The sequence below is a fragment of the Paraburkholderia sp. LEh10 genome (assembly GCF_017814945.1).
Lineage (GTDB): Bacteria > Pseudomonadota > Gammaproteobacteria > Burkholderiales > Burkholderiaceae > Paraburkholderia.
This window is the reverse complement of the sequence record NZ_JAGIPX010000021.1, coordinates 46,009-70,510: the sequence shown is the minus strand read 5'-3', so window position 1 is coordinate 70,510 and position 24,502 is coordinate 46,009. Positions and strand designations below refer to the sequence as shown.

The 24,502-nt window shown below is 63.8% G+C and carries 23 protein-coding genes and 2 tRNA genes; 11 read left to right on the top strand and 14 right to left on the bottom strand.

Translation table 11 applies throughout. The annotated features are described in order from the left end of the window. Window positions 1-39: 39 nt before the first annotated feature. The 5 genes from fabD to J8I87_RS18970 form a co-directional block, all read right to left on the bottom strand. Entirely contained in the window at window positions 40-972 is a 933-nt protein-coding gene (gene fabD, locus J8I87_RS18990) for an ACP S-malonyltransferase (protein ID WP_209933268.1), read from the bottom strand. A gap of 87 nt (window positions 973-1,059) precedes the next feature. Beyond that, window positions 1,060-2,049, bottom strand: a complete 990-nt coding sequence (locus tag J8I87_RS18985) for a beta-ketoacyl-ACP synthase III (protein WP_209933267.1) — start codon at window positions 2,047-2,049, stop codon at window positions 1,060-1,062. Continuing rightward, the gene (plsX, locus tag J8I87_RS18980) at window positions 2,049-3,179 is read right to left on the bottom strand and encodes a phosphate acyltransferase PlsX (protein ID WP_209933266.1); all 1,131 of its coding nucleotides are present in this window, start codon (window positions 3,177-3,179) and stop codon (window positions 2,049-2,051) included. Before plsX ends, J8I87_RS18985 begins: the two co-directional genes overlap by 1 nt. Before the next feature lie 136 nt (window positions 3,180-3,315). After that, entirely contained in the window at window positions 3,316-3,495 is a 180-nt protein-coding gene (gene rpmF, locus J8I87_RS18975) for a 50S ribosomal protein L32 (protein ID WP_012400235.1), read from the bottom strand. A gap of 113 nt (window positions 3,496-3,608) precedes the next feature. After that, on the bottom strand, window positions 3,609-4,247 hold the full coding sequence (locus J8I87_RS18970) for a DUF177 domain-containing protein (protein WP_209933264.1): 639 nt from the start codon (window positions 4,245-4,247) through the stop codon (window positions 3,609-3,611). 239 nt (window positions 4,248-4,486) lie between these two features. Between J8I87_RS18970 and J8I87_RS18965 the strand changes: the two genes are divergently transcribed. Both J8I87_RS18965 and J8I87_RS18960 read left to right on the top strand, forming a co-directional pair. Continuing rightward, window positions 4,487-5,104, top strand: coding sequence for a Maf-like protein (locus J8I87_RS18965; protein ID WP_209933263.1), 618 nt, complete (start codon window positions 4,487-4,489; stop codon window positions 5,102-5,104). Next, on the top strand, window positions 5,101-5,820 hold the full coding sequence (locus J8I87_RS18960; RefSeq protein ID WP_209933262.1) for an SAM-dependent methyltransferase: 720 nt from the start codon (window positions 5,101-5,103) through the stop codon (window positions 5,818-5,820). Before J8I87_RS18965 ends, J8I87_RS18960 begins: the two co-directional genes overlap by 4 nt. 52 nt (window positions 5,821-5,872) lie before the next feature. Here the strand turns inward: J8I87_RS18960 and J8I87_RS18955 are convergent, their stop codons facing one another. From J8I87_RS18955 to J8I87_RS18940, 4 genes are read right to left on the bottom strand one after another with little or no spacing between them, the layout of a single operon-like run. Beyond that, window positions 5,873-6,883: a S49 family peptidase gene (locus J8I87_RS18955; protein WP_209933261.1), complete on the bottom strand. Its 1,011-nt coding sequence runs from the start codon at window positions 6,881-6,883 to the stop codon at window positions 5,873-5,875. A 60-nt stretch (window positions 6,884-6,943) separates the two neighbouring features. Then, window positions 6,944-7,333 carry a Rieske (2Fe-2S) protein gene (locus J8I87_RS18950; protein WP_209933260.1) on the bottom strand — a complete coding sequence of 130 codons (390 nt, stop codon included), beginning with the start codon at window positions 7,331-7,333 and terminating at the stop codon, window positions 6,944-6,946. Further along, the gene (locus J8I87_RS18945) at window positions 7,330-7,989 is read right to left on the bottom strand and encodes an HAD-IA family hydrolase (protein WP_209933258.1); all 660 of its coding nucleotides are present in this window, start codon (window positions 7,987-7,989) and stop codon (window positions 7,330-7,332) included. Before J8I87_RS18945 ends, J8I87_RS18950 begins: the two co-directional genes overlap by 4 nt. Then, entirely contained in the window at window positions 7,970-8,986 is a 1,017-nt protein-coding gene (locus J8I87_RS18940; RefSeq protein ID WP_245254011.1) for an RluA family pseudouridine synthase, read from the bottom strand. Before J8I87_RS18940 ends, J8I87_RS18945 begins: the two co-directional genes overlap by 20 nt. Before the next feature lie 941 nt (window positions 8,987-9,927). Here J8I87_RS18940 and J8I87_RS18935 point away from each other — a divergent pair. From J8I87_RS18935 to J8I87_RS18910, 6 genes are all read left to right on the top strand, one after another. Continuing rightward, the gene (locus tag J8I87_RS18935) at window positions 9,928-13,188 is read left to right on the top strand and encodes an Rne/Rng family ribonuclease (protein ID WP_209933257.1); all 3,261 of its coding nucleotides are present in this window, start codon (window positions 9,928-9,930) and stop codon (window positions 13,186-13,188) included. Between the two features lie 160 nt (window positions 13,189-13,348). Then, entirely contained in the window at window positions 13,349-14,461 is a 1,113-nt protein-coding gene (gene moaA / locus J8I87_RS18930) for a GTP 3',8-cyclase MoaA (protein WP_209933256.1), read from the top strand. A 19-nt stretch (window positions 14,462-14,480) separates the two neighbouring features. Next, the gene (gene mobA / locus J8I87_RS18925) at window positions 14,481-15,095 is read left to right on the top strand and encodes a molybdenum cofactor guanylyltransferase MobA (RefSeq protein WP_209933255.1); all 615 of its coding nucleotides are present in this window, start codon (window positions 14,481-14,483) and stop codon (window positions 15,093-15,095) included. A 72-nt stretch (window positions 15,096-15,167) separates the two neighbouring features. After that, window positions 15,168-16,463, top strand: a complete 1,296-nt coding sequence (gene glp, locus J8I87_RS18920; protein ID WP_209933254.1) for a gephyrin-like molybdotransferase Glp — start codon at window positions 15,168-15,170, stop codon at window positions 16,461-16,463. Window positions 16,464-16,518: 55 nt separating this feature from the next. Then, window positions 16,519-16,794: a hypothetical protein gene (locus J8I87_RS18915; RefSeq protein WP_007741774.1), complete on the top strand. Its 276-nt coding sequence runs from the start codon at window positions 16,519-16,521 to the stop codon at window positions 16,792-16,794. Then, window positions 16,795-17,280, top strand: a complete 486-nt coding sequence (locus J8I87_RS18910; RefSeq protein WP_209933253.1) for a GNAT family N-acetyltransferase — start codon at window positions 16,795-16,797, stop codon at window positions 17,278-17,280. Between the two features lie 172 nt (window positions 17,281-17,452). Here the strand turns inward: J8I87_RS18910 and J8I87_RS18905 are convergent, their stop codons facing one another. The 5 genes from J8I87_RS18905 to pncB all read right to left on the bottom strand — a co-directional run bounded on the left by J8I87_RS18905 (window position 17,453) and on the right by pncB (window position 23,514). Beyond that, on the bottom strand, window positions 17,453-18,937 hold the full coding sequence (locus J8I87_RS18905; RefSeq protein WP_209933251.1) for a DNA recombination protein RmuC: 1,485 nt from the start codon (window positions 18,935-18,937) through the stop codon (window positions 17,453-17,455). Continuing rightward, entirely contained in the window at window positions 18,934-19,923 is a 990-nt protein-coding gene (locus J8I87_RS18900; RefSeq protein ID WP_209933250.1) for a D-glycerate dehydrogenase, read from the bottom strand. Before J8I87_RS18900 ends, J8I87_RS18905 begins: the two co-directional genes overlap by 4 nt. Window positions 19,924-19,977: 54 nt before the next feature. Beyond that, complete coding sequence (locus tag J8I87_RS18895) at window positions 19,978-21,474, bottom strand: sodium:proton antiporter (protein WP_209933249.1); 1,497 nt, start codon at window positions 21,472-21,474, stop codon at window positions 19,978-19,980. Continuing rightward, window positions 21,449-22,111: a lactate utilization protein C gene (locus J8I87_RS18890; protein WP_209933248.1), complete on the bottom strand. Its 663-nt coding sequence runs from the start codon at window positions 22,109-22,111 to the stop codon at window positions 21,449-21,451. The genes J8I87_RS18895 and J8I87_RS18890 overlap by 26 nt, the downstream gene beginning before the upstream one ends. A 203-nt stretch (window positions 22,112-22,314) precedes the next feature. Then, the gene (gene pncB, locus J8I87_RS18885; protein ID WP_209933247.1) at window positions 22,315-23,514 is read right to left on the bottom strand and encodes a nicotinate phosphoribosyltransferase; all 1,200 of its coding nucleotides are present in this window, start codon (window positions 23,512-23,514) and stop codon (window positions 22,315-22,317) included. Window positions 23,515-23,853: 339 nt separating this feature from the next. On the opposite strand from pncB, the gene fdxA reads away from it, so the two are divergent. The 3 genes from fdxA to J8I87_RS18870 all read left to right on the top strand — a co-directional run bounded on the left by fdxA (window position 23,854) and on the right by J8I87_RS18870 (window position 24,501). Then, on the top strand, window positions 23,854-24,177 hold the full coding sequence (gene fdxA, locus J8I87_RS18880; RefSeq protein ID WP_209933245.1) for a ferredoxin FdxA: 324 nt from the start codon (window positions 23,854-23,856) through the stop codon (window positions 24,175-24,177). 112 nt (window positions 24,178-24,289) lie between these two features. Next, a tRNA-Asn gene (locus tag J8I87_RS18875) sits at window positions 24,290-24,365 on the top strand. Between the two features lie 63 nt (window positions 24,366-24,428). Beyond that, window positions 24,429-24,501, top strand: a tRNA-Asn gene (locus J8I87_RS18870). Window position 24,502: the final 1 nt, after the last annotated feature.

Sequence of the window (24,502 nt, the reverse complement as noted above, 5' to 3'; positions counted from 1 at the left end):
CGGGGCGGTTTGATTCGTTGCCGCTTTGCAAAGAGACGTTCAGGCCGCGACGAGTTTCAGCGCTTCGTCGAGCGTTGCGGGATCGACGATGGCCGCGCCGCCCAGATTGCCGTCGATACGCCTGGTCAAGCCCGCCAACACCTTGCCCGGACCGCATTCGACAATGTGCGTGACGCCCTGCCTGCCCATCGACTGCACGCATTCGACCCAGCGCACGGCGCCCGCCGCCTGACGGACGAGCGCATCCTTGATGCCGGCCGGTTCGTTGACGATGGCCACGTCGACATTGTTCACGACGGGAATGGACGGCACCTGCACCTCGACGCTCGCCAGGTACTCGCGCAGCTGATCCGAAGCGGGCTTGAGGAGCGACGAATGGAACGGCGCAGACACGGGCAGCGCAAGCGCGCGCTTCGCGCCCTTCGCCTTCGCCACTTCGCACGCCTTTTCGACAGCGGCCTTATGGCCGGCGATCACCACCTGCGCGGGCGCATTGAAGTTGACTGCTTCGACGACGCCAGCCGCCGACGCTTCCTTGCACACCTCACGAACGGCGTCGTCGTCGAGGCCGAGAATCGCAGCCATGCCGCCCTGGCCGACGGGCACCGCGTTCTGCATGGCCTGAGCACGAAAGCGCACCAAGGGCACGGCATCGCGGAACTTCAGCGCGCCGGCGGCGACCAGCGCCGTGTATTCGCCGAGGCTGTGGCCGGCGAGGACTGCCGGCGCGGGACCGCCTGCCGCCTGCCACGCACGAAAGATCGCGTATGCGGCCGTCAGCATGACGGGTTGCGTATTGGCGGTGAGATTCAGATCTTCGGCCGGGCCTTCGGCGATCAGCTTGCCGATATCCTGGCTGAGTGCATCGGACGCTTCCTGGAGGGTTTCGCGAACGATCGCATCGTCGGCGAACGCGTTGAGCATGCCGAGCGACTGCGAGCCCTGCCCCGGAAAAACGAACGCAAATTTCATATCGTCCCCAATTCGATGTGTTCAGTTGTGGGCGGCGCGCACGCGCAGCCGCTCAAAGCGGCGCTCCGACGCCGCCGCGCGCAGTCATCAGAAGCGGATGACCGACGCTCCCCACGTAAAGCCGCCGCCGACGCCTTCGATCAGCACGTTATGGCCGCGCTGGATTCGTCCGTCGCGAACGGCGACGTCGAGCGCAAGCGGGATCGATGCCGCCGACGTATTGCCATGTTCGTGCACGGTGACGACCATCCGCTCCTGCGGCAGACCGAGCTTGCGGCACGTGCTCTGCATGATGCGGATATTGGCCTGGTGCGGAATCAGCCAGTCGACCTGCTCCGGCTGCAGATCAGCCTTCTGCAGCGCCTCGACCGCGACCTTCTCCAGCACGTTGACGGCGAGCTTGAACACCGCCTGGCCGTCCATGTACAGAAAGGCGCTGCCCTGCACGATGCCGCCATTCACGTTGCCCGGGGTGCAGAGAATGTTCGAGTGGCTGCCGTCCGCGTGCAACGCGCTCGCCAGCACGCCCGGCTCGTCCGATGCCTGCAGCACGACCGCGCCCGCGCCGTCGCCGAACAGCACGCAGGTGGTGCGGTCGTTGAAGTCGAGGATGCGCGAGAACGTTTCAGCACCGACCACCAGCGCAGTACGATGTTGCCCGCTTCGGATGAAGCTGTCAGCCGTCGCGACGGCATAGGCAAAACCTGAGCACACGGCCTGCACGTCGAACGCGGCGCCGTTGTTCCTGATGCCCAGCTTGTTCTGCAGCAGACACGCCGTACTTGGAAAAACGAAGTCCGGCGTCGACGTGGCGACGATGATGAGGTCGATGGATTGCGGATCGACGTCGGCCGCTTCGATCGCGCGTTGCGACGCGATCAGCGCGAGGTCGCTGGTGGTGACATCTGGCTCGGCGAAGTGACGCGCGTGAATGCCCGTGCGGGCCACGATCCATTCGTCGCTCGTCTCGATGCCCTGCTTCGCGAGACGATCAGCCAGTTCCTGATTGGAAACGCGGTTAGGCGGCAGATAGCTGCCCGTGCCCAGCACGCGGGAATAGGTAGTGGAATGAGCCATTATGCCTTCGAGGATTGTGCGCCGTAAGGCTCGGCCGGCTGGCCGGAAATCGGACCGGCAAGCGGGCTCGCCATCTGGCTCGCGGAGCCCGCGCTGCCTGCCGCGCGCGCCGCCTGTTCGAGTGAACCCACGTTCTCCTCCATCGCGCGGGCGAGACGTTCCAGAACGCCATTTTTGACGGCATCATACCCGCGTTTGATTGCCCACTCAAACGCATAGGCGTCGGCCGAACCGTGGCTCTTGATCACGAGCCCGCGCAGGCCGAGGAGCGCCGCGCCGTTGTACTGCCGGTGATCGACGCGCTTCTTGAAACGCAGCAGCACGGGCAGCGCGAGCACCGCCATCACCTTGGTCAGCCATGAGCGGCCGAATTCTTCCTTGATGATGTCGGAGAGCATCTGCGCGAGACCTTCCGACGTCTTCAGCGCAACATTGCCGACAAAGCCATCGCAGACGATCACGTCGACGGTGCCTTTGTAGATATCGTTGCCTTCCACATTGCCGCGGAAATTGAGTGTGCTGGTACGCAGGAGTTCGCCCGCGCGCTTGATGGTTTCGTTGCCCTTGATGACCTCTTCGCCGACATTCAGGAGGCCGATGCTCGGGCGATCCTTGCCTTCGACCGCCGACACCAGCGCATGCCCCATCTCGGCGAACTGCAGCAGATGTTGCGGCTCGCAGTCGACGTTCGCGCCAAGGTCGAGCATCGTCGTGTAGCCGGTCGGATTAGGCAGGGCAAACGCGATCGCCGGACGTTCGATGCCCGGGAGCGTTTTAAGAACATAGCGGGAAACGGCCATCAGCGCGCCGGTATTGCCAGCGGAGATGCAGGCCTGCGCCTCGTCGTCCTTGACGCGATTGAGCGCCACGCGCATCGACGAGTCTTTCTTCTTACGAAGCGCGACTTCAACGGGATCGTCCATTGCGACGATCTCCGATGCGGGTACGACCGTGAGTGCCGGATCGTCGGCCGCCTTCAGCTTTTTCAGCTGCGCACGGATCGCGCTTTCGATGCCGACGAGCATCAGGTGCGCATCGGGGTGCGAGCGAACGAAGCTGACAGCAGCGGGAACGGTCACGGACGGGCCGTGGTCGCCTCCCATGCAATCTATCGTGAGCTTTACAGTCATGGAATGCGACGAATTTCAGGCACAAAAAAGCGGCAGTTGAATGCCGCCTTTTTGATGAACCGGGAAAATGTCAAGCGAGCCGATCGCCACGCGTAACGCCAATGGGTTGAACCCAATTAAGCGCAATGCAAGTCGATTAGTCGTTCTTCGTCTTGACGACTTTCTTGCCGCGGTAGTAGCCGTTCGGGCTGATGTGGTGACGCAGATGCACTTCGCCCGTGCTCGGCTCAACTGCCAGCGGCGCTGCGTTGAGGAAATCGTGCGAGCGGTGCATGCCGCGCTTCGACGGCGACTTCTTGTTTTGTTGAACTGCCATGATAACTCCTGAAAATTTTCCGAATTCTAACACAGCCCGACACGGCAACCGCCATAGGCCGAATGGCTGACACCATGCGCCCGGCGCGCCTTATCGCGCTCCCTTGCAACTGTTCAATGCTTCTTGCCGCCGGACCCGCCCGACTTCAGGCTTTCGAGCGCCGCGAAAGGATTCGGCCGCGCGGATTCTTCACCCTCGTCGGCTTCGCCTGCGGCGGCCTCTTCGCCTTCCGACCCGCTCGCGCCCGAGCTGAGGCTCTCGTGCACTTCAGGACAGACGTCGTGCTTCGGCACGAGCGGCAACGAGAGCAGCAATTCCTCTTCGATCAAGTCGACAAGATCGAACTGGCGTGACCCAACGATCACATCGACTTCATCCTCGTCGAGAGGAAACTCTTCAGCTTCCTCTTCGGTATTGACGATCCGGTAAGTCGCATCGACGTTGAACGCCTGCTCATACGGAGACAGGCAACGCTGACATTCGAGCCATGCGGCGCCGTGAATCGCGAGCCTCAGGTACGGCTGCGGACCCTCGGTGCCGTCGTCCTGCAATTCCGGCTGCGTCGCCCCTTCGGCTTGCCATGTGAACGCGGTGTCGCGGTCTGGCGCTTCCTCCGGGACTTCGTTTAACATGCGCGGCAGTTGCGAGACGCGCACGGTACCTGCGGCCTGCCGTCCACTACGGGCAAATTCGAACAGGTCGAGTTCGCGCGGGTCGACGAGACCAGCAGGTTTGCCAAGATGTTGACTCATGTGCGCTCCTGCGTCGGCAAGGATTTCAGCCGGGTAACTCGCTATGCCCTGTTGGATTGCTGCCGGATCGACGTACATGCAGATCCGGCGCGCCATTTGGCAAAGCATACCGATGAAAAGCCCAAAATCATATCTGTTTTGTCTTTTCGAGTCAAACACTTAAGGCCGGCCATGCGAAGCTGTTCGCGCCCCGCCTTTTCACGTTCCGTTTTGCATCCACATCAAGGTTTCATTTGAGCATGCCCGACTCCTCCAAACGCCCGCCCCGCCTGATTCTGGCGTCGAGTTCGCGCTATCGGCGCGAACTGCTCGAACGCCTGCGCGTTCCGTTCGACGTCATCGTGCCCGCGATCGATGAAACGCCGCGCGCCGGCGAAACGCCGGAAATGACGGCGCTGCGCCTCGCCGAAGTGAAGGCGCGCGCAGTGGCAGCCGGACTCGCGGGAGACGAGAGGACGCTCGTGATCGGGTCGGATCAGGTCGCGACGTACGACGGCCATCAGATCGGCAAGCCAGGCTCGCACGAAAAGGCGCTGACCCAACTCCAAGGCATGCGCGGCCGCGAAGTACTGTTTCACAGCGCCATTTGCCTGTTCGACAGCCGATCGGCGGATGCGCAAACCGTCGATGTCGTCACGCGCGTGCGCTTTCGCGACTTGCCCGACGCCGCGCTCGACGCCTATTTGCGCGCCGAAACGCCGTATGACTGCGCCGGCAGCGCCAAAGCTGAAGGTCTCGGCATCGCGCTGCTCGACGCAATCGAATCGGACGATCCGACCGCGCTGATCGGCCTGCCGCTGATCGCGCTCACGCGCATGCTGCTCGCCGCGTGCTATCCGCTCCTGGGGGCGCGATGACAGGCGTGCTCTATCTGATTCCAAACACGCTCGGCGACGGCGACGCTGCCGCGCTCGACGCCGTCCTGCCGGCGCCCGTCCGCGCGCGTGCCTCGGCCCTGCACTATTACATAGGCGAAAACGCTAAAACGACGCGCGCCTTCCTAAAGAAAGTCGGCACGCAGCGGCCGATCCAGGAAATCGAGATCCGCGAGCTGAATGTGAACACGCCGCCAGGCGAAATCGACAAGCTTCTTGCACCCATTCTTTCGGGGACGGATGGCGGCCTGGTGTCGGAGGCGGGTTGCCCGGCCGTCGCCGATCCGGGCGCGCTTCTCGTGCGCCGCGCCCATGAGCGGGGCGTCAAGGTAGTGCCGTTCGTCGGGCCGAGCTCGATCCTGCTGGCGTTGATGGCGTCGGGCCTGAACGGACAAAGCTTTGCGTTTCACGGCTATCTGCCCGTCGACGCCAATGAGCGCGCAAAACGGCTGCGGGATCTCGAACAGCAATCGCGCAAAAACAAACAGACGCAGATTTTCATCGAAACGCCGTACCGGAACCGCGCGCTGCTCGACGCGCTGATCGCGGGCTGCGCGCCTTCGACGCTCGTGTGCGTCGCCGTCGATCTGACACTAGAAGGCGAAACGATCGTCAGCCGGACAGCCGCCGACTGGAAGAAAAAGCCAGCGCCTGATCTGCACAAGCGTCCCGCGATATTTCTGATGCTGGCTGTCTGAAGCGTGAAAGCGGCGGTGGCGCTCCGATGCGCCGCATTGCCCGGCAAACGCGCTAACGCAGATTCAACTTGCCGATGGTCGCCATCGCACGGACCGCGCCGCCACCGACGGCCGCGCCGAACTTGCGCGCGACGCGGTCCGTGATGCTTTCCTTCACGGTGTAATCGACTACGTCGGGCGCCTTGATGATTTCGCGCGCGACGTAATCGGTGTCGCCGAAGCCGTCCGCAAGTCCAAGCTCGACGCTCTTTTGGCCCGTCCAGAACAGCCCGGAGAAGATGTCCGGGCTCTCCCGCAAGCGCTTGCCGCGCCCCTGCTTTACGGCATCAATGAACTGCGCGTGGATCTCGTCGAGCATCGCCTGCGCATGTTCGTCCATCTTCGGCGTGTCGGGCGAGAACGGGTCGTAAAAGCCCTTGTTCTCGCCGGAAGTGCGCATTCTGCGCTGAATGCCGAGCTTGTCCATCAGGCCCGTGAACCCGAAGCCGTCCATCAGCACGCCGATCGATCCGACAATGCTAGCTTTGTCGACATAGATCTTGTCGGCGGCCGCCGCCGCGTAGTACCCGCCCGATGCGCACATATCGCCGACGACGACATAGAGCGGGATGGAAGGATGTTTCGCGCGCAATCGGCGAATTTCGCGATAGATGATCCCAGCCTGAACGGGGCTGCCGCCGGGACTGTTGCAGCGCAGGACCACGCCCGCGGTGCCGGCGTCATCGAATGCGTTTGCTAGCGCCGTGTCGATATCTTCAGCGTTGGCGTTCGTATCAGACGCAATTTCGCCGTCAAGCGTGACGAGCGCGGTGTGCCGGCCAGTGCCCGCGACCTTCTCGCCGCGGAAATCCAGCACGGCCCACGCGATCACGACCAGCACGGCGAGGAACAGAAACCGGAAGAAAATTCGCCAGCGGCGCGCCGCGCGTTGCTCGTTGATGGCGGCGAGCGCGATTCGCTCGAGTGCGCCGCGCTCCCAGTTCGGCTCGTCCGTCGGCGCTCGACGCGGCCGGTGGCCTGATGCCGCCGGTTCCTGTGGATCGGGAGTCAGATTATCGGACATGCGTCGCCGCCGGATAAAACGAGGTTTTTGGGAAAGTTATCTGGGCAATCAGACCGATAATCACACCGATAGCGGTCGCAAATCGGCATCCGGAAGCCAGAACACCGCACGCCCTTCGGGCGTGTCGCGTTCGTCGACGCGCACGGGCCGAAGCCTGCCGCCGCGGCACGGGCCGCCGACGCATTTGCCCGTATCCGGTGCGTAAATCGCACCATGCGTGGCGCACATCAAGTATAAACCGGACGATTCGAAGAACTGCCCCTCATTCCAGTCCAGTTCCATCGGCACGTGCGCGCAGCGGTTCAGATACCCGTATGCGACACCGTCATAGCGCACGAAGAACACGATGGCGTCACCGCCGTCGAACGTCGCCTCGCGGCGCACGCCAGCGCCGCCGTCGACGAGTTCGTCAGAGGCGCACACGCGCACGGCCTCGAGCGGGTCCGTCATGCATGCTCCCGCAGCCAGTCCGACAACGAAGCGATGCTATCGGCGACGTATTTCGGCTCGAGCGCGGCCAGCGAATTGGCGGGGTGCGCGCCGTACGTCACGCCGATGCCCGAAACGCCCGCATTGATCGCCATCTGCAGATCGTGCGTGGTGTCGCCGACCATCACCGTGCGCACGGGATCCTGCCCCAGCTCACGCGTCAATTCCTGCAGCATGGCGGGATGAGGCTTCGAAAAAGTTTCATCGGCGCAGCGTGTGCCGTCGAACAGGCTCGTCAGCCGCGCCTGATCCAGCGCGCGGTTCAGGCCGACACGGCTCTTGCCTGTCGCAATCGCCAGCAGATAGCCTTGGTCGCGCAGATCGGCCAGCATTTCGCGCACGCCGGTGAAAAGCTCCGTGGTCTGATCCTTCACCAGATAGTGAAAGCGATAGCGCTCGGCAAGACGCGGATAGCCGGATGGATCGAGCGTCGGCGCTGCGATCTGGAGTGCGTCGCGCAGACCAAGGCCGATCACGAAACTCGCCGCCTCGTCGGCAGGTACAGGCAGGCCGAGGTCGCGGCATGCCGCCTGAATGCTGCGCGTGATGTGGACGGTGGAATCCATCAAGGTGCCGTCCCAATCGAAGACGATCAGATCAAATTGCTGTCGAGCCATGCGTTCCCGTCTCATCGTGTGGTTGTTCGCCTTGCGGACCGTGTTGCTGCCGGCTCCCGTCACTGCCGATTTCAGCGAGCTGCGCGACAAATCGCTGGCATTCTGCCGGCAGCGGCGCTTCGAACTGCAGCGTTTCGCCCGACGCTGGGTGCGTCAGCTTGAGCCGATATGCGTGCAGAAACATGCGTTTCAGTCCTGGGCGCGCATTCGCGCGCGCCAGTTCCTTGTTCAGTGCGAAATCGCCATATTTCGCGTCGCCGACGATCGGCAGCCCCAGATGCGCGAGGTGAACGCGAATCTGATGAGTGCGCCCCGTTTTCAGTTCCGCCTCGAGCAGCGCGTAGCCGGGCCAGCGGTCGACCAGATTGAAAATGGTATGCGACGGCAATCCGTCCGGCTGGACGCGCACGCGCCGCTCGCCGTCCGGCAGCAGGTACTTGTGCAGCGGCTCCTTTACCGCGCGCCGCCGGCCCCAGTCGCTCGCCCATTCGCCTCGCACGCACGCGTAGTAACGCTTGTCCATTCCGTTGCCGCGGATCTGCTCGTGCAGATTGACGAGCGCCGAGCGCTTTTTCGCGAGCATCAACACGCCGGACGTTTCGCGGTCAAGCCGATGCACCAGTTCCAGGAATTTCGCCTGCGGACGCGCCGCGCGCAACTGCTCGATCACGCCGAACGCGACTCCGCTGCCGCCGTGCACGGCGACACCCGCCGGCTTGTCGATGACGAGCAGATGGTCGTCCTCATACAGAATGTCGAAATGCGCAGACGGCACGGGCGCAGCCGGGACTTCATCAGCCCTCGCCACGCGGATGGGCGGCACGCGCACCAGATCGCCCAATGCAAGCCGATATTGCGCGTCGACCCGCCCCTTATTTACACGCACCTCGCCGCTGCGCAGAATTCGATAAATATGGCTCTTCGGCACGCCCTTGCAGACGCGCAGCAAAAAATTATCGATCCGCTGGCCAGCCGCACCGTCATCGATTTCGATCATCGAAACCTGATCGCCCGCGATTGCGCTCGTACCCGCGTTTTTACCCGCGTTTGTAGCCGCGTTCGTAACCGCGCCCCTTGTAGTCGCGTTTGTAACGGCGCCTGTAGCGGCGGTTCTGACCGCGCCAGAAACTGCGCGCGTCACCGATTTTCGGGATGTTTTGCCTAACTCTTTCATTCTGAATATAATTTGCCCAGCAGTCTGCGGCGGCCGACTATATAAGATCGGCGCATTAAACCGAATCGCGGGTGGATTGCGCAGGCGCAAGCTATAAAACGCTATTTTACTTGTGCCGGGGGCTGGTTGCTCGCCCTGAAAATGAGATGCAGCAAGTTGCACGCACAGTGCACGACATGGCAGGGATGGCGCCCACAGGCACGTTCGGTCATCGTCGGCACCGTCGGTAACGGAATTTTGGTTAAAAAGAATTTGACTGGCGAGCTTCGGCAAGGACAGTTTTCATGTCCCTTTTAAGCGCGAAGCGGCCGGTGGCGAAAATACGGCGTGCGCCCGAGGCGTCCCACAGAAAGTGCGGGGCATGGCGACGTCAAAATGAGGCGAGACACTCCCGAGCGGGACAGGCGCGCGTTGTGAGCGAGCTTTTCCGCTGCGGCAAGACCGCAGCCTTCGAACCGTCCGGCGTCCGGACGCGCGCCCAACAGGCGCGCCGGCGCACGTGGACGAAGGCGTATGCAAGTCGGCTGCCAGGACCCGCGGCGTGTCGGGCCATTATTTGAAGCCGTGTTCGCATGTGCCCTGCGGCAGCGCGTCCATTTTCTTTCGGGCGGCGCCCATTCAAGGCAATTCTCCCGCCATCTTTCCTGCTCCAGCGTGCTGGTGAAAACACAATAAGGCGCGGCATGCCGCTGCCCTCGCCGCCGGCCGGGTTCGCTCCCGCGCGCCGTCGGCTCGGGTATGCAGAGCCGCTCTGGAGCCGTTCAATGAAACGCATGTTGTTCAATGCGACGCAGCAGGAAGAATTGCGCGTCGCCATCGTCGATGGGCAAAAACTCATCGACATCGACATCGAAACTGCCGGGCGCGAACAGCGCAAAGGCAATATCTACAAGGGGATCGTGACGCGCATCGAGCCGTCGCTCGAAGCCTGCTTCGTCAACTACGGTGAAGACCGCCACGGTTTTCTCCCGTTCAAGGAAGTCGCCCGCCAGTATTTCCGCGAAGGCATCGACATGCGCTCCGCGCGCATTCAGGACGCCCTCAAGGAAGGCCAGGAACTGATCGTCCAGGTCGAGAAAGAAGAACGCGGTAACAAGGGCGCCGCCCTCACCACGTTCATCTCGCTCGCCGGCCGCTACCTCGTGCTGATGCCGAACAATCCGCGCGGCGGCGGCGTGTCGCGCCGGATCGAAGGCGACGACCGTCAGGAACTGCGCGAAACCATGTCCCAGCTGCAACTGCCGGAAGGCATGAGCATCATCGCGCGCACGGCGGGCATCGGCCGCAGCGCCGAAGAGCTGCAGTGGGACCTGAACTACCTGATGCAGCTGTGGCGCGCGATCGAAGCCGCGTCGCAAAGCGGCTCGCAAGGTCAGCCGATGCTGATCTACCTCGAATCGAGCCTCGTCATCCGCGCGATTCGCGACTACTTCCAGCCCGATATCGGCGAAATCCTCATCGACACCACCGAAATCCATGACCAGGCGCGCGCCTTCATGGATATCGTCATGCCGGACAATGTCAATAAGGTGAAGCGGTATCACGACGACGTGCCGCTTTTCTCGCGTTTCCAGATCGAGCACCAGATCGAAACCGCGTACTCGCGCACGGTGCCGCTGCCGTCGGGCGGCGCGATCGTGATCGACCACACGGAAGCGCTCGTCGCGATCGACGTGAACTCGGCGCGCGCCACCAAGGGCGCCGACATCGAGGAAACGGCCACGCGCACAAATCTCGAAGCCGCCGACGAAGTCGCGCGCCAGCTTCGTCTGCGCGACCTGGGCGGCCTGATCGTGATCGACTTCATCGACATGGAGTCGGCGAAAAGCCAGCGGGAAGTCGAGCAGCGCCTGAAGGACGCGTTGAAGCACGACCGAGCGCGCGTCCAGATGGGCAAGATCTCGCGCTTCGGCCTGATGGAACTGTCGCGTCAGCGTCTGCGCCCGGCGCTGTCGGAAGGCAGCCACGTGACCTGCCCGCGCTGTAACGGCACGGGCCACATCCGCGATACCGAATCGTCCGCGCTGCAAGTGCTGCGGATTATTCAGGAAGAAGCGATGAAGGAAAACACGGCGGCGATCCACTGCCAGGTGCCCGTCGAAGTCACCGCCTTCCTGCTCAACGAAAAGCGCTCGGAAATCAACAAGATCGAGTCGCGCTTCAAGGTCAACGTCGTGCTGGTGCCGAACAAGCACCTCGACACGCCGCATTACAAGCTTGAACGTCTGCGTCACGACGATGCGCGCCTCGACGATCCGCGCGCGTCGTGGAAGATGGCTGAAGAAGCCGCTCGCGAACTGGAATCGGAAACGGGCTACAGCAAGCGCGCTGAAGAGGTAAAGCCGAAGCAGGAAGCGGCCGTAAAGGGCATCACGCCTGAGAAGCCGGCGCCGAGCGCGCCCGTGCGCACGCCAGCGCCCGCTGCCGCGACCGTCGAGGTCAAGCCCGCGACAGGCGGCTTCATCGGCTGGCTGAAGGGTCTGTTCGGCATGCAGCCGGCCGCTCCTGCGCCCGTTCCCGCACCCGTCGAGAAAGTGGCGAAACCCGCGCGCACCGAACGAGCCGAGCGCGGTGAACGCACGGGCGAGCGTAGCGGCGATCGCAATCGCAACCGTCGTGGCGGCGCGGGTGGCCGCGATGCGGCAGCTCGCGGCGAAGGCGCGGCCACGCAAGGCCGCCAGGGCCAACCGTCGCAACGCCGCGAAGAACGTGAACCGCGCGAACCGCGTGAAGCCCGTGAACAGCGCGGCGGGCGCGAGCAGCGCGAAGGCCGGGAAGCACGCGAGGCACGGCCGGAACGCGTTGAGCGCGGCCAGGAGCGTGCGGAACGCGCGGAAGCTGTCGAAGGGACCACGCGCGGCGAGCGTCAGGATCGAGGCGAGCGCCGTGAACGCGGTGAGCGCGGTGAACGTCGCAAGCAGCAGCCCGAGGTCGCCGATGCGCTGAACCAGAGCGAAGTTCAGACTGATGTCGCCGCTCAGGCGCAAGCCAATCTGGCAGGCGGCGCTATTCCCGGCGAGGAAGCGCGTGACGGCGAAGAGCGTCGCCGCCGCCGCCGCGGCCGCCGTGGCGGCCGTCGTGAGCGCGACGAGGAAGGCGTGAACGTGAATACGGCAGCCGATGTCGCGGAAGCCGAAGGCGACACGGCAGCGGCAGCGGAAGCACCTGTTCGCGCGCCGGAACACGCGGGCCGTCACGAAACGCAGCCGCAAATCGCGCAGCCAGTCCAGCAGGAAGCCGAGCACGCCGTGAAGCCGGTCGAAGTCGTCGTGGCAGCCGTCGCGACAGGTGCGGCCGTGGTCAGCGAACTGCATGCATCGGCTGAAACGCCGACGCTTGCCGTCGAGAAGGCTGCGACGGCGGAAGCCATCGTTCCCGCTGAAGAAGCGCCCGCAGCGCAGCAGGCTGAACCTGTGTCCACCGCGCCGGCGGCCGCCGAGCCTCAAGCCGAGCCTCAAGCCGAGCCTCAAGCCGAGCCTCAAGCCCTTACGCACGCGCCCGCTGCCGAAGCGCCCGCGCAGGTCGAAACGGTCGCGGCAGCCCCGGCCGCCGAGCGTGCCGCTGAACCGGCCGCGGTTTACGTCGCGCCGGCGCCCGCAGCACCCGCGGCACCCGCTATCGAAGCGGAGCACGTCGCCGAAGCGCCCGCAGCGGCGCATCCCGTTGCCGAGGCGGTTGCTCAGCCGGCCGTGGCGCCCGTCGCGGAACCCGTTAGCCATGTGGCAGAAGCGCAACCTGCGCCGCAGCCGGCAATCGTCGAAGTGCAGCCCGCTGTAGCCGTCGCCGAGCCGCATGTCGCCCGCACGAACGGCGTAGCCGGACAAGGCCCGTCAGCGGATGGACTCAAGTCGATGCTGGAAAATGCCGGCCTCGTGTGGGTCAACACCGACGCCGACAAGCTGCGGGCCGCGCAGGACGCCGCCGCACAGGCAGTGAAGCCGGCCCGGGTGCCGCGTGAGCGCAAGCCGCTTCCGCCCGTCGACACGACGCCGATGCAGCAGGTCGAAACGCTCAAGCAGCAGTAAGCGTTTGCTAACTCTGCGCAGTGGCAACGCTGTGCATCCCGAAAGCCCGCCTCGAAGGCGGGCTTTTTGTTGTCCTGCCCACGCGGCACAAGCGTTTCGCCCTACTGTGACGGCAAAAGGCTTCCGCTAGAATGAAGTCTGATATCCCAAATATGTGATCATGTCCCGACGCATCATTCCTGTTGCCGATGTCAGCGCCGTGCCCGACGTCGCCGGTCCCGTGCGGGCGCCGCGCGGGGAGTTGACCGACACGCTGTCGCGCCCGCTGCGTGATTTGCGCATTTCGGTCACGGACCGCTGCAACTTCCGGTGCGTCTACTGCATGCCGCGCGCGGTGTTCGACAAGGACTATCCGTTCCTGCCGCACAGTGCGCTGCTGACGTTTGAGGAAATCGAGCGGATCGCGTCGATTTTCGTCGCGCATGGCGTCGAAAAAATCCGCCTGACGGGCGGCGAGCCGCTGTTGCGCAAGAACCTCGAATTTCTGATCGAGCGGCTCGCGCGCATGACGACTGTTACGGGCAAACCGCTCGATCTCACGCTCACCACCAACGGCTCGCTGCTCGCGCGCAAGGCGCAAAGCCTGAAAGACGCCGGCCTGAGCCGCGTCACGGTCAGTCTCGATGCGCTCGATGATGCGTTATTTCGCCGCATGAACGATGCCGATTTCGCCGTGCGCGATGTGCTCGACGGCATCGAAGTCGCGCAGTCGGTCGGTCTTGATCCGCTGAAAGTGAACATGGTCGTCAAGCGCGGCACGAACGACGGCGAGATCGTCACGATGGCGCACCACTTCAGGGGCACGGGCGTGGTGCTGCGCTTCATCGAATATATGGACGTCGGCACATCGAACGGCTGGAACATGGAGGAAGTGCTGCCATCGGCGGAAGTAGTCACGCGGATCAGCGAGCACTATCCGCTGCTGCCGCTCGAAGCGCACAGCGCCGCTGAAACCGCCCAGCGCTGGGGCTATGCGGACGGCAGCGGCGAGATCGGCGTGATTTCCAGCGTCACGCGGGCGTTCTGCGGAAGTTGCACGCGCGCGCGGCTGTCGACGGAGGGCAAGGTGTATCTGTGCCTGTTCGCGTCGTCGGGACACGACCTGCGCGCGCTGGTGCGCAACGGCACGAGCGACGCAGGCATCGCGACCGCGATCGCCAACATCTGGCACGCGCGCGGCGACCGCTATTCGCAGTTGCGCGGCAGCGCGGGCGCGGCCCCGAAGACGGCGTCGGAAGAACGGCGCGTCGAGATGTCGTATATCGGCGGCTGAGTCCGCCGCCCTTTCGCTCATGGCCATTTCCCGTGACAGCATCACCGGCCTGCTGCTCGCCGGCGGACGCGGCATGCGCATGGGCGGCGCCGACAAGGGCTTGCAAAAGCTGCACGGCGAGCCACTCGCGCTGCACGTGCTCAGACGTCTCGCGCCGCAAGCCGGGCCGATGCTGATCAGCGCGAACCGGCACGCCGACCTCTACTCGGCGCTCGGCGCGCCGTTTCGGGCCACCGTCGTCGCCGATACGCTGCCTGATTTTCCCGGCCCGCTCGCCGGATTGCTCGCGGGACTGCGCGCGGCGCGCACGCCGTTCGTGCTCTCGGCGCCTTGCGACACGCCCGGTTTGCCGGACGATCTCGCCGCCCGCCTCGCTGCCGCCCTCGACGCGCAGCATGCCGACATCGCCACCGTCACGACCACGGATGCGCAGGGCAACACATCGATTCACCCCGTTTTCGCGCTGCTGCGCACGTCGCTGGCCGACGATCTGGAAGGCTTTCTGCAGGCGGGCGAGCGCAAGGTGCGCACGTGGTACGCACGCCACAGGGCGGTCGAAGTCGCCTTTGCCGACGAGCGCACGTTTTACAATATCAATTCATTGCAGGAACTCGCCGACCTCGAACGACGTTGAGGGCTCCTGCCGCCATTTGCCGCGATCGCCCGGCCGCCGCCGCACCGCATCCCGTCGCGACGCTCCCCTTTCATGACCACGCTGAACGAAACTTCGAGTTGCGTCGCTCAGTACGACGCTCAAGCTTTGCCCGTCCAGGCCGCACAGGCGATCGTGCGCGAGTGGGCCGCGCCCGTCACGACCGTCGAGCATGTCCAGCTGCGTGACGCGTTGAACCGCGTGCTCGCGAAGGACATCGTGTCGCCCATCGACGTGCCCGCCCACGACAACTCGGCGATGGACGGCTATGCATTCTCGGGAGCGGCACTCGAAGGCCAGTCGGGCGACATTGCGTTGAGCGTCGCGGGCAAGGCGCTCGCGGGCCATCCTTTCGACGGAACGACGGGGGTCACCCAATGCGTGCGCGTGATGACGGGCGCGACGATGCCTTCCGGCTGCGACACCGTCGTGCCTCAGGAGGCCGTCGCGCGCGACGGCGACACCATCCGATTCTCCGCGCAGGGGCTGAGTGCCGGGGCGAACCGGCGCCTCGCCGGCGAAGACCTCGCATGCGGTGCGGTCGCGCTGAAGGCGGGCCGCATCGTCCGAGCCTCGGACCTCGGATTGCTGGCGTCGCTCGGCATTGGCGAGGTGGCTGTGCGTCGCCGGCTGCGCGTCGCGTTCTTTTCGACGGGCGACGAGCTGCGCTCGATCGGCCAGCCGCTCGACGCCGGCTGCGTCTACGACAGCAACCGCTACACGCTGTTCGCGATGCTCAAGCGCCTCGACGTCGAGCCAATCGATCTCGGTGTGGTGCCTGACGAACCCGCCGCGCTGGAACACGCGTTGTGTACGGCAGCAGCGAGCGCCGATGTCGTGATAACCTCCGGCGGCGTTTCCGTCGGCGAAGCTGATCTGACGAGGCAGATGCTGCGCATGCTCGGGGACGTCGCGCACTGGAGTCTCGCGATGCGCCCCGGCCGGCCGTTCGCGTTTGGGCGCATCTGGTCCGGCGGCAAGCCCGGCGCGGGAGAGCCGGCAATTTTCTTCGGCCTGCCCGGCAATCCCGTCGCCGTGATGGCGGCGTTCTATCAGATCGTGCGCGAAGTGCTGCTGCGGATGTCCGGCGCGACGACGCACCCCGCGCCTTTGCTCCGCGCCTCGTGCCGCGAACCGATCCGCAAACGGCCGGGCCGCACGGAATTCCAGCGCGGCATCGCGGCACGCGACGCGCAAGGCGTCTGGCACGTCACGCCCACGGGCTCGCAGGGCTCCGGCGTGCTCAGTTCGATGAGCGAAGCAAACTGCTTTATCGTGCTCGCCCACGAACAGGCCGACCTCGATCCGGGCGACGCCGTCGACATCATGCTGTTCGACGGGCTGATTTGAGCGCGCGGCCAGCAGGTTTTCACGCAATCCACTACGACATACGGGTTTGACTTACATGAAAAAACAGATCTCGTTCATAGCACCGGGGCAAACGGCAAAGGCACTGATCCTCGTGTACCTGACGTTCAGCGTGCCGATCGTTCTGCTCGGCGTGCTCGTCGCGTTTATCCGTTACGGTTCAGTGGAACTGAGCACCGTGTTCAGCGCGCTGCTGCTCAATGCGATTCTGGGCTTCATCCTGCTGTGGATTGCCTGCCACGCCTACAACTGGGTTGCGTCGCGCTTTGGCGGCATCGAGATCCAGTTGAGCGACGTGCCGGAGGAAGCGTAAATGCCGGCGACGATCCGCGCGGCCACGCCTCGCGACGTCGGCGCGATGCTCGCGCTGATGCGCGAACTGGCCGAGTTCGAAAAGCTCACGCACCTGTTCATCGCCACCGAGGAAAACCTGCACGACGCGCTGTTCGGCGCGCGGCCGTCGGCGGAAGCGATCGTCGCGGAACGCGACGGCAGGACAATCGGCTACGCGCTCTTCTTCCATAACTACTCGACGTTTCTCGGACGCCGCGGTCTGTACCTCGAAGACCTGTACGTGCAGCCCACCGAGCGTGGCACGGGTCTGGGTTCGAAGATGCTGCGCTATCTGGCCGCGCTGGCCGTCGAGAGGCAATGCGGCCGCTTCGAATGGTCGGTGCTGGACTGGAACCAGCCGGCGATCGACTTCTATCAGAAGATGGGTGCAACCGTGTTGCCGGATTGGCGCATCGTGCGCGTGACGGGCGACGCGCTCGATCGACTGGCAGCAAGCTCGGACTGACGGTTCGACCGTCTGCAGGTTTGCGTGATTGCCGATGCGCGACGGCGTCATGTCTGCCCGCCCCACCCGAGAATTCAACCGACGAGGCATCAGACAAGTCTGCCGATGCCTCACCGTTCACGGCATTACTGCGTCGCGTTACGGCCTCGCGTTACTGCCGCGCTTCACGGCCTCAAGACTCTTCCCCGTCCAGACCCGATAGCGACTCTCCCAGCAATCCCGCCGCCCGCTCTTCAGGCAATGCCTCGACGTCACGCAGCTTGCGGTTCATCTGCCGGGTACGCACTTCCGCCGCCTCGATCGAACGCGTGACGGTTTCGAGTTGCGACTTGGTCTTCGCAAGCACGTCGCCGAACTTGCCGAACTCCGTCTTCACCGCGCCCAGCACCTGCCACACTTCGCTCGAACGTTTTTCGATAGCAAGCGTGCGAAAGCCCATCTGCAGACTGTTGAGCAACGCCGTCAACGTGGTCGGCCCTGCGATCGTCACGCGATAGTCGCGCTGCAGCAGATCCGTCAGCCCCGGACGACGCAGGATCTCAGCGTAGAGCCCTTCCGTCGGCAGGAACAACAACGCGAAGTCTGTCGTGTGTGGCGGCGAGACGTACTTGTCGGCGATCGCCTTCGCCTCGGCGCGAATCCGCCCTTCCAGTGCGCGGGACGCTTCTTCGACAGCCACGGGATCCGCGCGGTCCTGCGCCTCGATCAGCCGCTCATAGTCCTCACGCGGAAATTTCGCATCGATAGGCAGCCAGACGGGTGTGGCCGCGGCATCAGGCGTGGGTTGTCGCCCGGGCAGCTTGATGGCGAACTCGACACGGTCGTTACTCTTCGGAATTGTCGCAACGTTTTTCGCGTATTGGTCAGATGTGAGTATCTGCTCCAGCAGCGCCTCGAGTTGTACTTCGCCCCACGTGCCGCGCGTCTTTACGTTGGTTAGAACTTTCTTCAAGTCGCCTACGCCGGCCGCAAGCGTCTGCATCTCGCCGAGGCCACGATGCACCTGCTCCAGACGATCGGACACGAGCTTGAACGATTCGCCGAGCCGCTGCTCGAGCGTCGCGTGCAGCTTCTCATCGACGGTGCGGCGCATTTCTTCGAGCTTCGTCGAGTTGTTCGCCTCGATGTCTTTCAGACGCTGCTCGATGGTCGCGCGCACTTCCGCAAAGCGCCCGTCGTTGGCTTGCGTCATTTGCGCCAACTGCTGCTGCAGCGTCTCGCCGAACCGTTTGAGCGTCAGGCCCTGCTCGTCGCGCGCCTGCTGGGCCTGCTGTTGCAGGCTCTGACGCACCGCGTCGAGCTGCTGCGCATTCGTTTCGGTGAGCTTGACGAGTTGCTGCGCGAAGCCGTCGATCTTGCCGGCCTGCACCGTCGTCATGCTCGTGAACTGCGACGCGAGCGTTTGCTGGAACTGCGAAAAGCCGCCGCTCAACTCGGTGCGCGACACGCGCGCGGTTTCAGAAATTTCACCGCGCAGCTCACGTTCAAGCCGCTCATACTCACGCGTCTGCGCGAGCGCGGCGGCGCCGAGTCGCTCGCCGAGTTCGTCGAACAGCATCTGTTGATGCGCGCCGTTGCCGCCGCGCATCAACATCACCAGCGCAATGACCAGCGCGACAGCCAGCACGGCGACGGCTGCGATCAAAACCATCGTCATGAACGCGCCTTCCCGATCACGTCAGGGTTGATCGGATTCGGCGGACACCCCGCACGCGGCCCCTCGCCCAGCGCTGAGATGAGGTTGTCGGCCGCAAGGTTCGCCATCGCGCGGCGCGTCGCTTCCGTCGCGCTCGCGATGTGCGGCGTCAGCACGACATTGGGCACGGTGAGCAGCGCCGGATTCAGCTTCGGCTCGCCCTCGAACACGTCGAGACCGGCCGCCGCGATACGCTTTTCGCGCAAGGCTTCGGCCAATGCCGCGTCGTCGACGATGCCGCCGCGCGCGATATTCGTGAGCGTCGCCGTCAGCTTCATCAGCGCAAGTTCCGCAGCGCCGATCGTGTGATGGTTTTCGGCCGTATAGGGCAGCACGAGCACGACATGATCGGCGCGGCGTAACAGGTCTTCCTTCGATGCATACGATGCGTTCAGTTCGGCTTCGATCTGCGGCGCGACGCGCGAGCGGTTGTGATAGATCACGTTCATGCTGAAGCCGCGCGCGCGACGTGCCAGCGCCTGCCCGATGCGGCCCATGCCGATCACGCCGAGCGTCGAGCCAAACAGGTCCGAGCCGAGGAAACCGTCGTACGACCATTTTTCCCATTTGCCCGCGCGCAGCCAGTGCTCCGACTCGGCGATGCGGCGCGCGGCCGCCATCATCAGCGCCCAGCCGAAATCCGCCGTCGATTCGTTGAGCACGTCGGGCGTGTTCGTGCCCAGCACGTTCGCCGCGTTGAACGCGGCCATGTCGAAGTTGTTGTAGCCGACCGCCATGTTCGACACGACGCGCAAACGCGGCGCTGCCGCCAGCACGGCTGCGCCGATGGGGTCGCCCGCCGTCAGCGCACCGTCCTTGTCGGCGATGCGGCGCTGGAGTTCGTCGGCGCCAAGCACGTCGCCGTCGTTCCAGTCGACCTCGAAGTACTGCTTCAACCGCTCGATCACATCCGGAAAGATGGGACGCGCAACCAGAACCTTTTGCATTGCCATTCTCCGAGTATCAGTCCGCGGCGCGCACCTGTCGGCGCACGCGCGGCGTTAAAAGAATATCCACGACGTCGCGATGAACAACGGCATCAGCACGACGCCCGACCACGCGAGATACCCGAAGAACCCGGGCATCCGCACGCCGCGTGATTCGGCGATCGCCTTGACCATGAAGTTCGGCGCGTTGCCGATATAGCTGTTCGCGCCCATGAACACCGCGCCCGCCGAAATGGCCGCGAGCGTCGACGCACCCGTGGTCATCAACGCCTGCGCGTCGCCGCCGGCGAGGTTGAAGAACACGAGGTACGTGGGCGCATTGTCGAGGAACGACGACAACAGGCCCGTCGCCCAGAAGTACATCTCGTCGCGCGGCTGGCCGCTGGCGTCGTTGACGAGATGCACGATGCCGCTGAACGCGCCCGACTCGCCCGCGCGCAACATCATGATGACAGGCGCAATCGTCACGAAGATGCCCGCGAACAGCTTCGCAACTTCTTCGATGGGTGCCCAGTTGAACGCGTTGCCCTCGCGCGCGGCGCGCGGCGTCACGGCCAGCGACAGCAGCGTGAGCGCGATCAGTGCCACGTCGCGCACGATATTCTGCAACGCGACGTGCGTGCCTGCCACATCTAACGTGACGCCGGGCTTCCAGATGCCGCTCATCAGCACCAGCGCGATCACCAGCGCGAGCAGCACGAAATTGACCTTGCCTTCGACGCCGATAGCAGACGTATCCGGCGACGGATCGACGGCGAGTATTTCCTCGCGACGGCTGAAATAGTACGCATCGAGCGCGTAGAAAACGGCGAGCAGCACCGCACAGATGAACAGCATTGGCAGCGCGAGATGCACGGTGGTCCAAAAGAACCCGACGCCGTTCAGGAAGCCAAGAAACAATGGCGGATCGCCCAGCGGAGAGAGCGAACCGCCCGCATTCGCGACCAGAAAAATGAAGAACACGACGACGTGCACGGCATGCGTGCGGTTGTCGTTTGCGCGCAGCAGCGGGCGGATCAGCAGCATCGCGGCGCCTGTCGTTCCCATGACGCTGGCGAGCGCCGTGCCGAGCGCGAGCAGCGCCGTATTCAGGCGCGGCGAGCCATGCAGATTGCCCGTCAAGCAGATGCCGCCTGCGACGGTATAAAGCGCCGTCAGCAGCACGATGAACGGCACGTACTCTTCGAGCAATGCGTGGATCAGCGTGCCGAATGCGATGGGAGCGCCGAACCCGATCGCGAACGGCACGAGGAATGCGAGTGACCAGGCCGCCGCGATTTTGCCGAAGTGGTGATGCCAGAGCCTCGGTGCGACGAGCGGAAACACAGCAATCGACATCAGGATGCCCGCGAACGGCACGCCCCACCACGCGGACAACGATGCGCCATCCAGACTCGCCGCCGATGCCGCAAGCGGCCACGCCGACAGCGCGACCGTCAGCGCCGGGAAGACGATTCGTGAAGCCTGCCCGGGATTGCCCACCGTGCGATGTGCTCGTACCGCGCCGCCGTGCAACTGCAAGGCGTTACGCGCCACGCACGACAATCGCATGCACGCGATACGGACCGTGCGCGCCGAGCACGATGGTTTGTTCGATATCGCCCGTACGCGACGGGCCGGACACGAAGTTGACGGCACGCGGCAGCTCGCCGCGCTCGCTGCGGATCAGGTTGAACGCTTCCTCATGGCCGGCGACGATGCGCGATGCCGGCACGATCGCGATGTGCGTCTCCGGCAGCAGGCCCGCCGACGCATAGGTTTGTGGTCCGGACAACAGAACCAGCGTGCCCGTTTCAGCCGTTGCGCAGAAGCAGCCTGTGACGCCGACGCGGTCTTCGTCCCTTGGCTTGCGGAACTCGACGTCGATGCCCGAGCCGGCCCATGGCAACCCTTCGAGCGTCTGCCACGCGATGGCATGGGTCGGAAGATTCAGCTCGGCGAGGTAGCGATGCGCGGCGGCGGGCACGTCGGCAAGCGACTCGACCGTGTCGACCGTGGACGCCATTTTCTTCGCCTGTTCGATGAAATGCGCGACGAGATCGGCGGGCATTGGCGGACGCGGGCCTTGCGGATGGCTTGCGAGATACGCTTGCGCCGCCTCGCGCTCGGATGCGGCCGGCTCGGGCTCGCGCCCTTGCCCCGCGCGAATGCGGGCCAGGATGTTGCGGCGGGCGGTCGATGTATCCATGTGCAATATCCTCGTGCCGGTGATCGTTCGATCTTGTTGGTTGAGCGGCCTGACTGCGCGCGCCTGACTGCGAACATTGACGCACGAATTATACCGGCCGCCCTTCACGCCAACACCTGGCCGAACGGCATATAGCCGTGCTCATGCGAAGCGTCGACAATGATCGCAGTTGCCTTGCGGCCGCACGATGAGGATACCGCGCGTCACTTGCCCGCTTCTTCTTCCACCGGCTGCTCGATGCCGAACACCTGACGCAGATAGGCGAGATACGCCTTGTCTTCGCACATGTTCTTGCCCGGCGAATCGGACAGCTTCGCCACCGGCTGGCCATTGCACTTGACCATCTTGATCACGATCTGCAAAGGGTTGTAGCCAAGATCGTTGGTGAGATTCGTGCCGACGCCGAACGCCAGCATGCAGCGGCCGCGGAAGCGTTCGTAGAGTTGCAGCACCTTCGGGATATCGAGCGCATCGGAGAACACGAGGACCTTCGTGCGCGGATCGCAGCGGTTCGCCTTGTAGTGCGCGATGAGGCGCTCGCCCCAATCGAACGGGTCGCCGGAATCGTGGCGTGCGCCGTCGAAGAGCTTGCAGAAGTACATGTCGAAATCACGGAGGAACGCCTTCATGCCATACACGTCCGACAACGCGATACCAAGGTCGCCGCGATACTCCTTCGCCCACATCTCGAAGCCATATATCTGCGAATCGCGCAGGCGCGGGCCGAGCGCCTGGCAGGCCTGCAGGTATTCGTGCGCCATCGTGCCGAGGGGTGTCAGGCCATGCTTCATTGCGTAGAATACGTTGCTCGTGCCCGCGAACTGCTCGCGCAGGCCATCCTTCAGCGTGAGGATCACTTCTTCGTGCCAGCGCCCGGAGAAGCGACGGCGCGTGCCGTAGTCGGCGATCTTGCAGTCGGCGAACTCGGGGCGCGCACCGAGCAGCTGGATCTTGTCGTGCAGACGCTCGCGGCCTTCGCTGTAGTCCGGCTGCTGCTGCGTGTTGCGGAAATACACTTCGTTGACGATCGCGAGGACGGGGATCTCGAAGAGGATCGTATGCAGCCACGGACCCTTGATGTCTATTTCGATTTCCCCGTTGCCTTTCTTCGAAGGCCTGATCGATATGTACTTCTCGTTCAGATGAAAGAGAGCGAGGAAGTCAATGAAATCGCCCTTGATGAAACGCATCTGCCGCAGGTATTCGAGCTCGCCTTCCTTGAAGCGCAACTCGCAGAGCTTGCGCACTTCGCTGCGGATCTCGTCGACGTACGGCACGAGATCGACGTTCGGCGTGCGGCAGCGGAACTTGTATTCGACGTTGGCGGCCGGGAAATGATGCAGCACCACTTGCATCATCGTGAACTTGTACAGGTCGGTATCGAGCAGCGAAGTAATGATCATGATCTTGCAAACCTGAACTGCGTAAAAACGGAAGACGTCAGGCCTCGTGCGCTATCGTCCTTTTTGTATGCGCCGCAAGCATCGCGGGGATCAGGTAAGCCCGGCTGCCTCGCGAAGACGCTGTCGCATGTTACCCGAATGCGCGCTGGCGGTTGTTCCAGTGCGCCAAGGCTAACGGGCGGCCGGCCGTCGCCCGACGGCCATAAACTAATCACCAAACGATATAAACGGGCCTGGGACGATCGCGTATGCACTACTTGACGTTACGCTACAATACCGCTTTTGGCGCCTAGCCACCTCCCCACTACCCAAAAGATATCGTTAGCAGGAGTTGCCTGAATGACTCATGTTGTGACCGAAAGCTGCATCAAGTGCCGCTATACCGACTGCGTCGATGTGTGCCCGGTGGACTGCTTTCGCGAAGGTCCCAACTTCCTCGCGATCGACCCGGACGAATGCATCGACTGCGCCGTGTGCGTTGCGGAATGCCCCGTGAACGCCATCTACGCTGAAGAAGACGTGCCCGGCGACCAGCAGCACTTCACGGAACTGAACGCAGAGCTCGCCAAGGCATGGCCGAGCATCACGAAGACCAAGGCGCCGCTGCCCGAAGCGGATGAATTCAAGGACGTGAAGGACAAGCTCGCGCTGCTCGAGCGTTGAGCGTCGCAAAGCTGCCGCCCTCGTCGAATCAGTTGAATCAAATTGAGATGAACGAGGGGTATTGACAGCTTCTGTAACACCTCCTACAATTTCGCTTCTCTGCTGTTGTTGTTCCCCGATAGCTCAGTCGGTAGAGCGCCGGACTGTTAATCCGTAGGTCCCTGGTTCGAGCCCAGGTCGGGGAGCCAAGAATTGCAAAGGCCCGTTAACCACAACGGGCTTTTTTATGTAGCAACAGGTTGTACTGCTGTTCCCCGATAGCTCAGTCGGTAGAGCGCCGGACTGTTAATCCGTAGGTCCCTGGTTCGAGCCCAGGTCGGGGAGC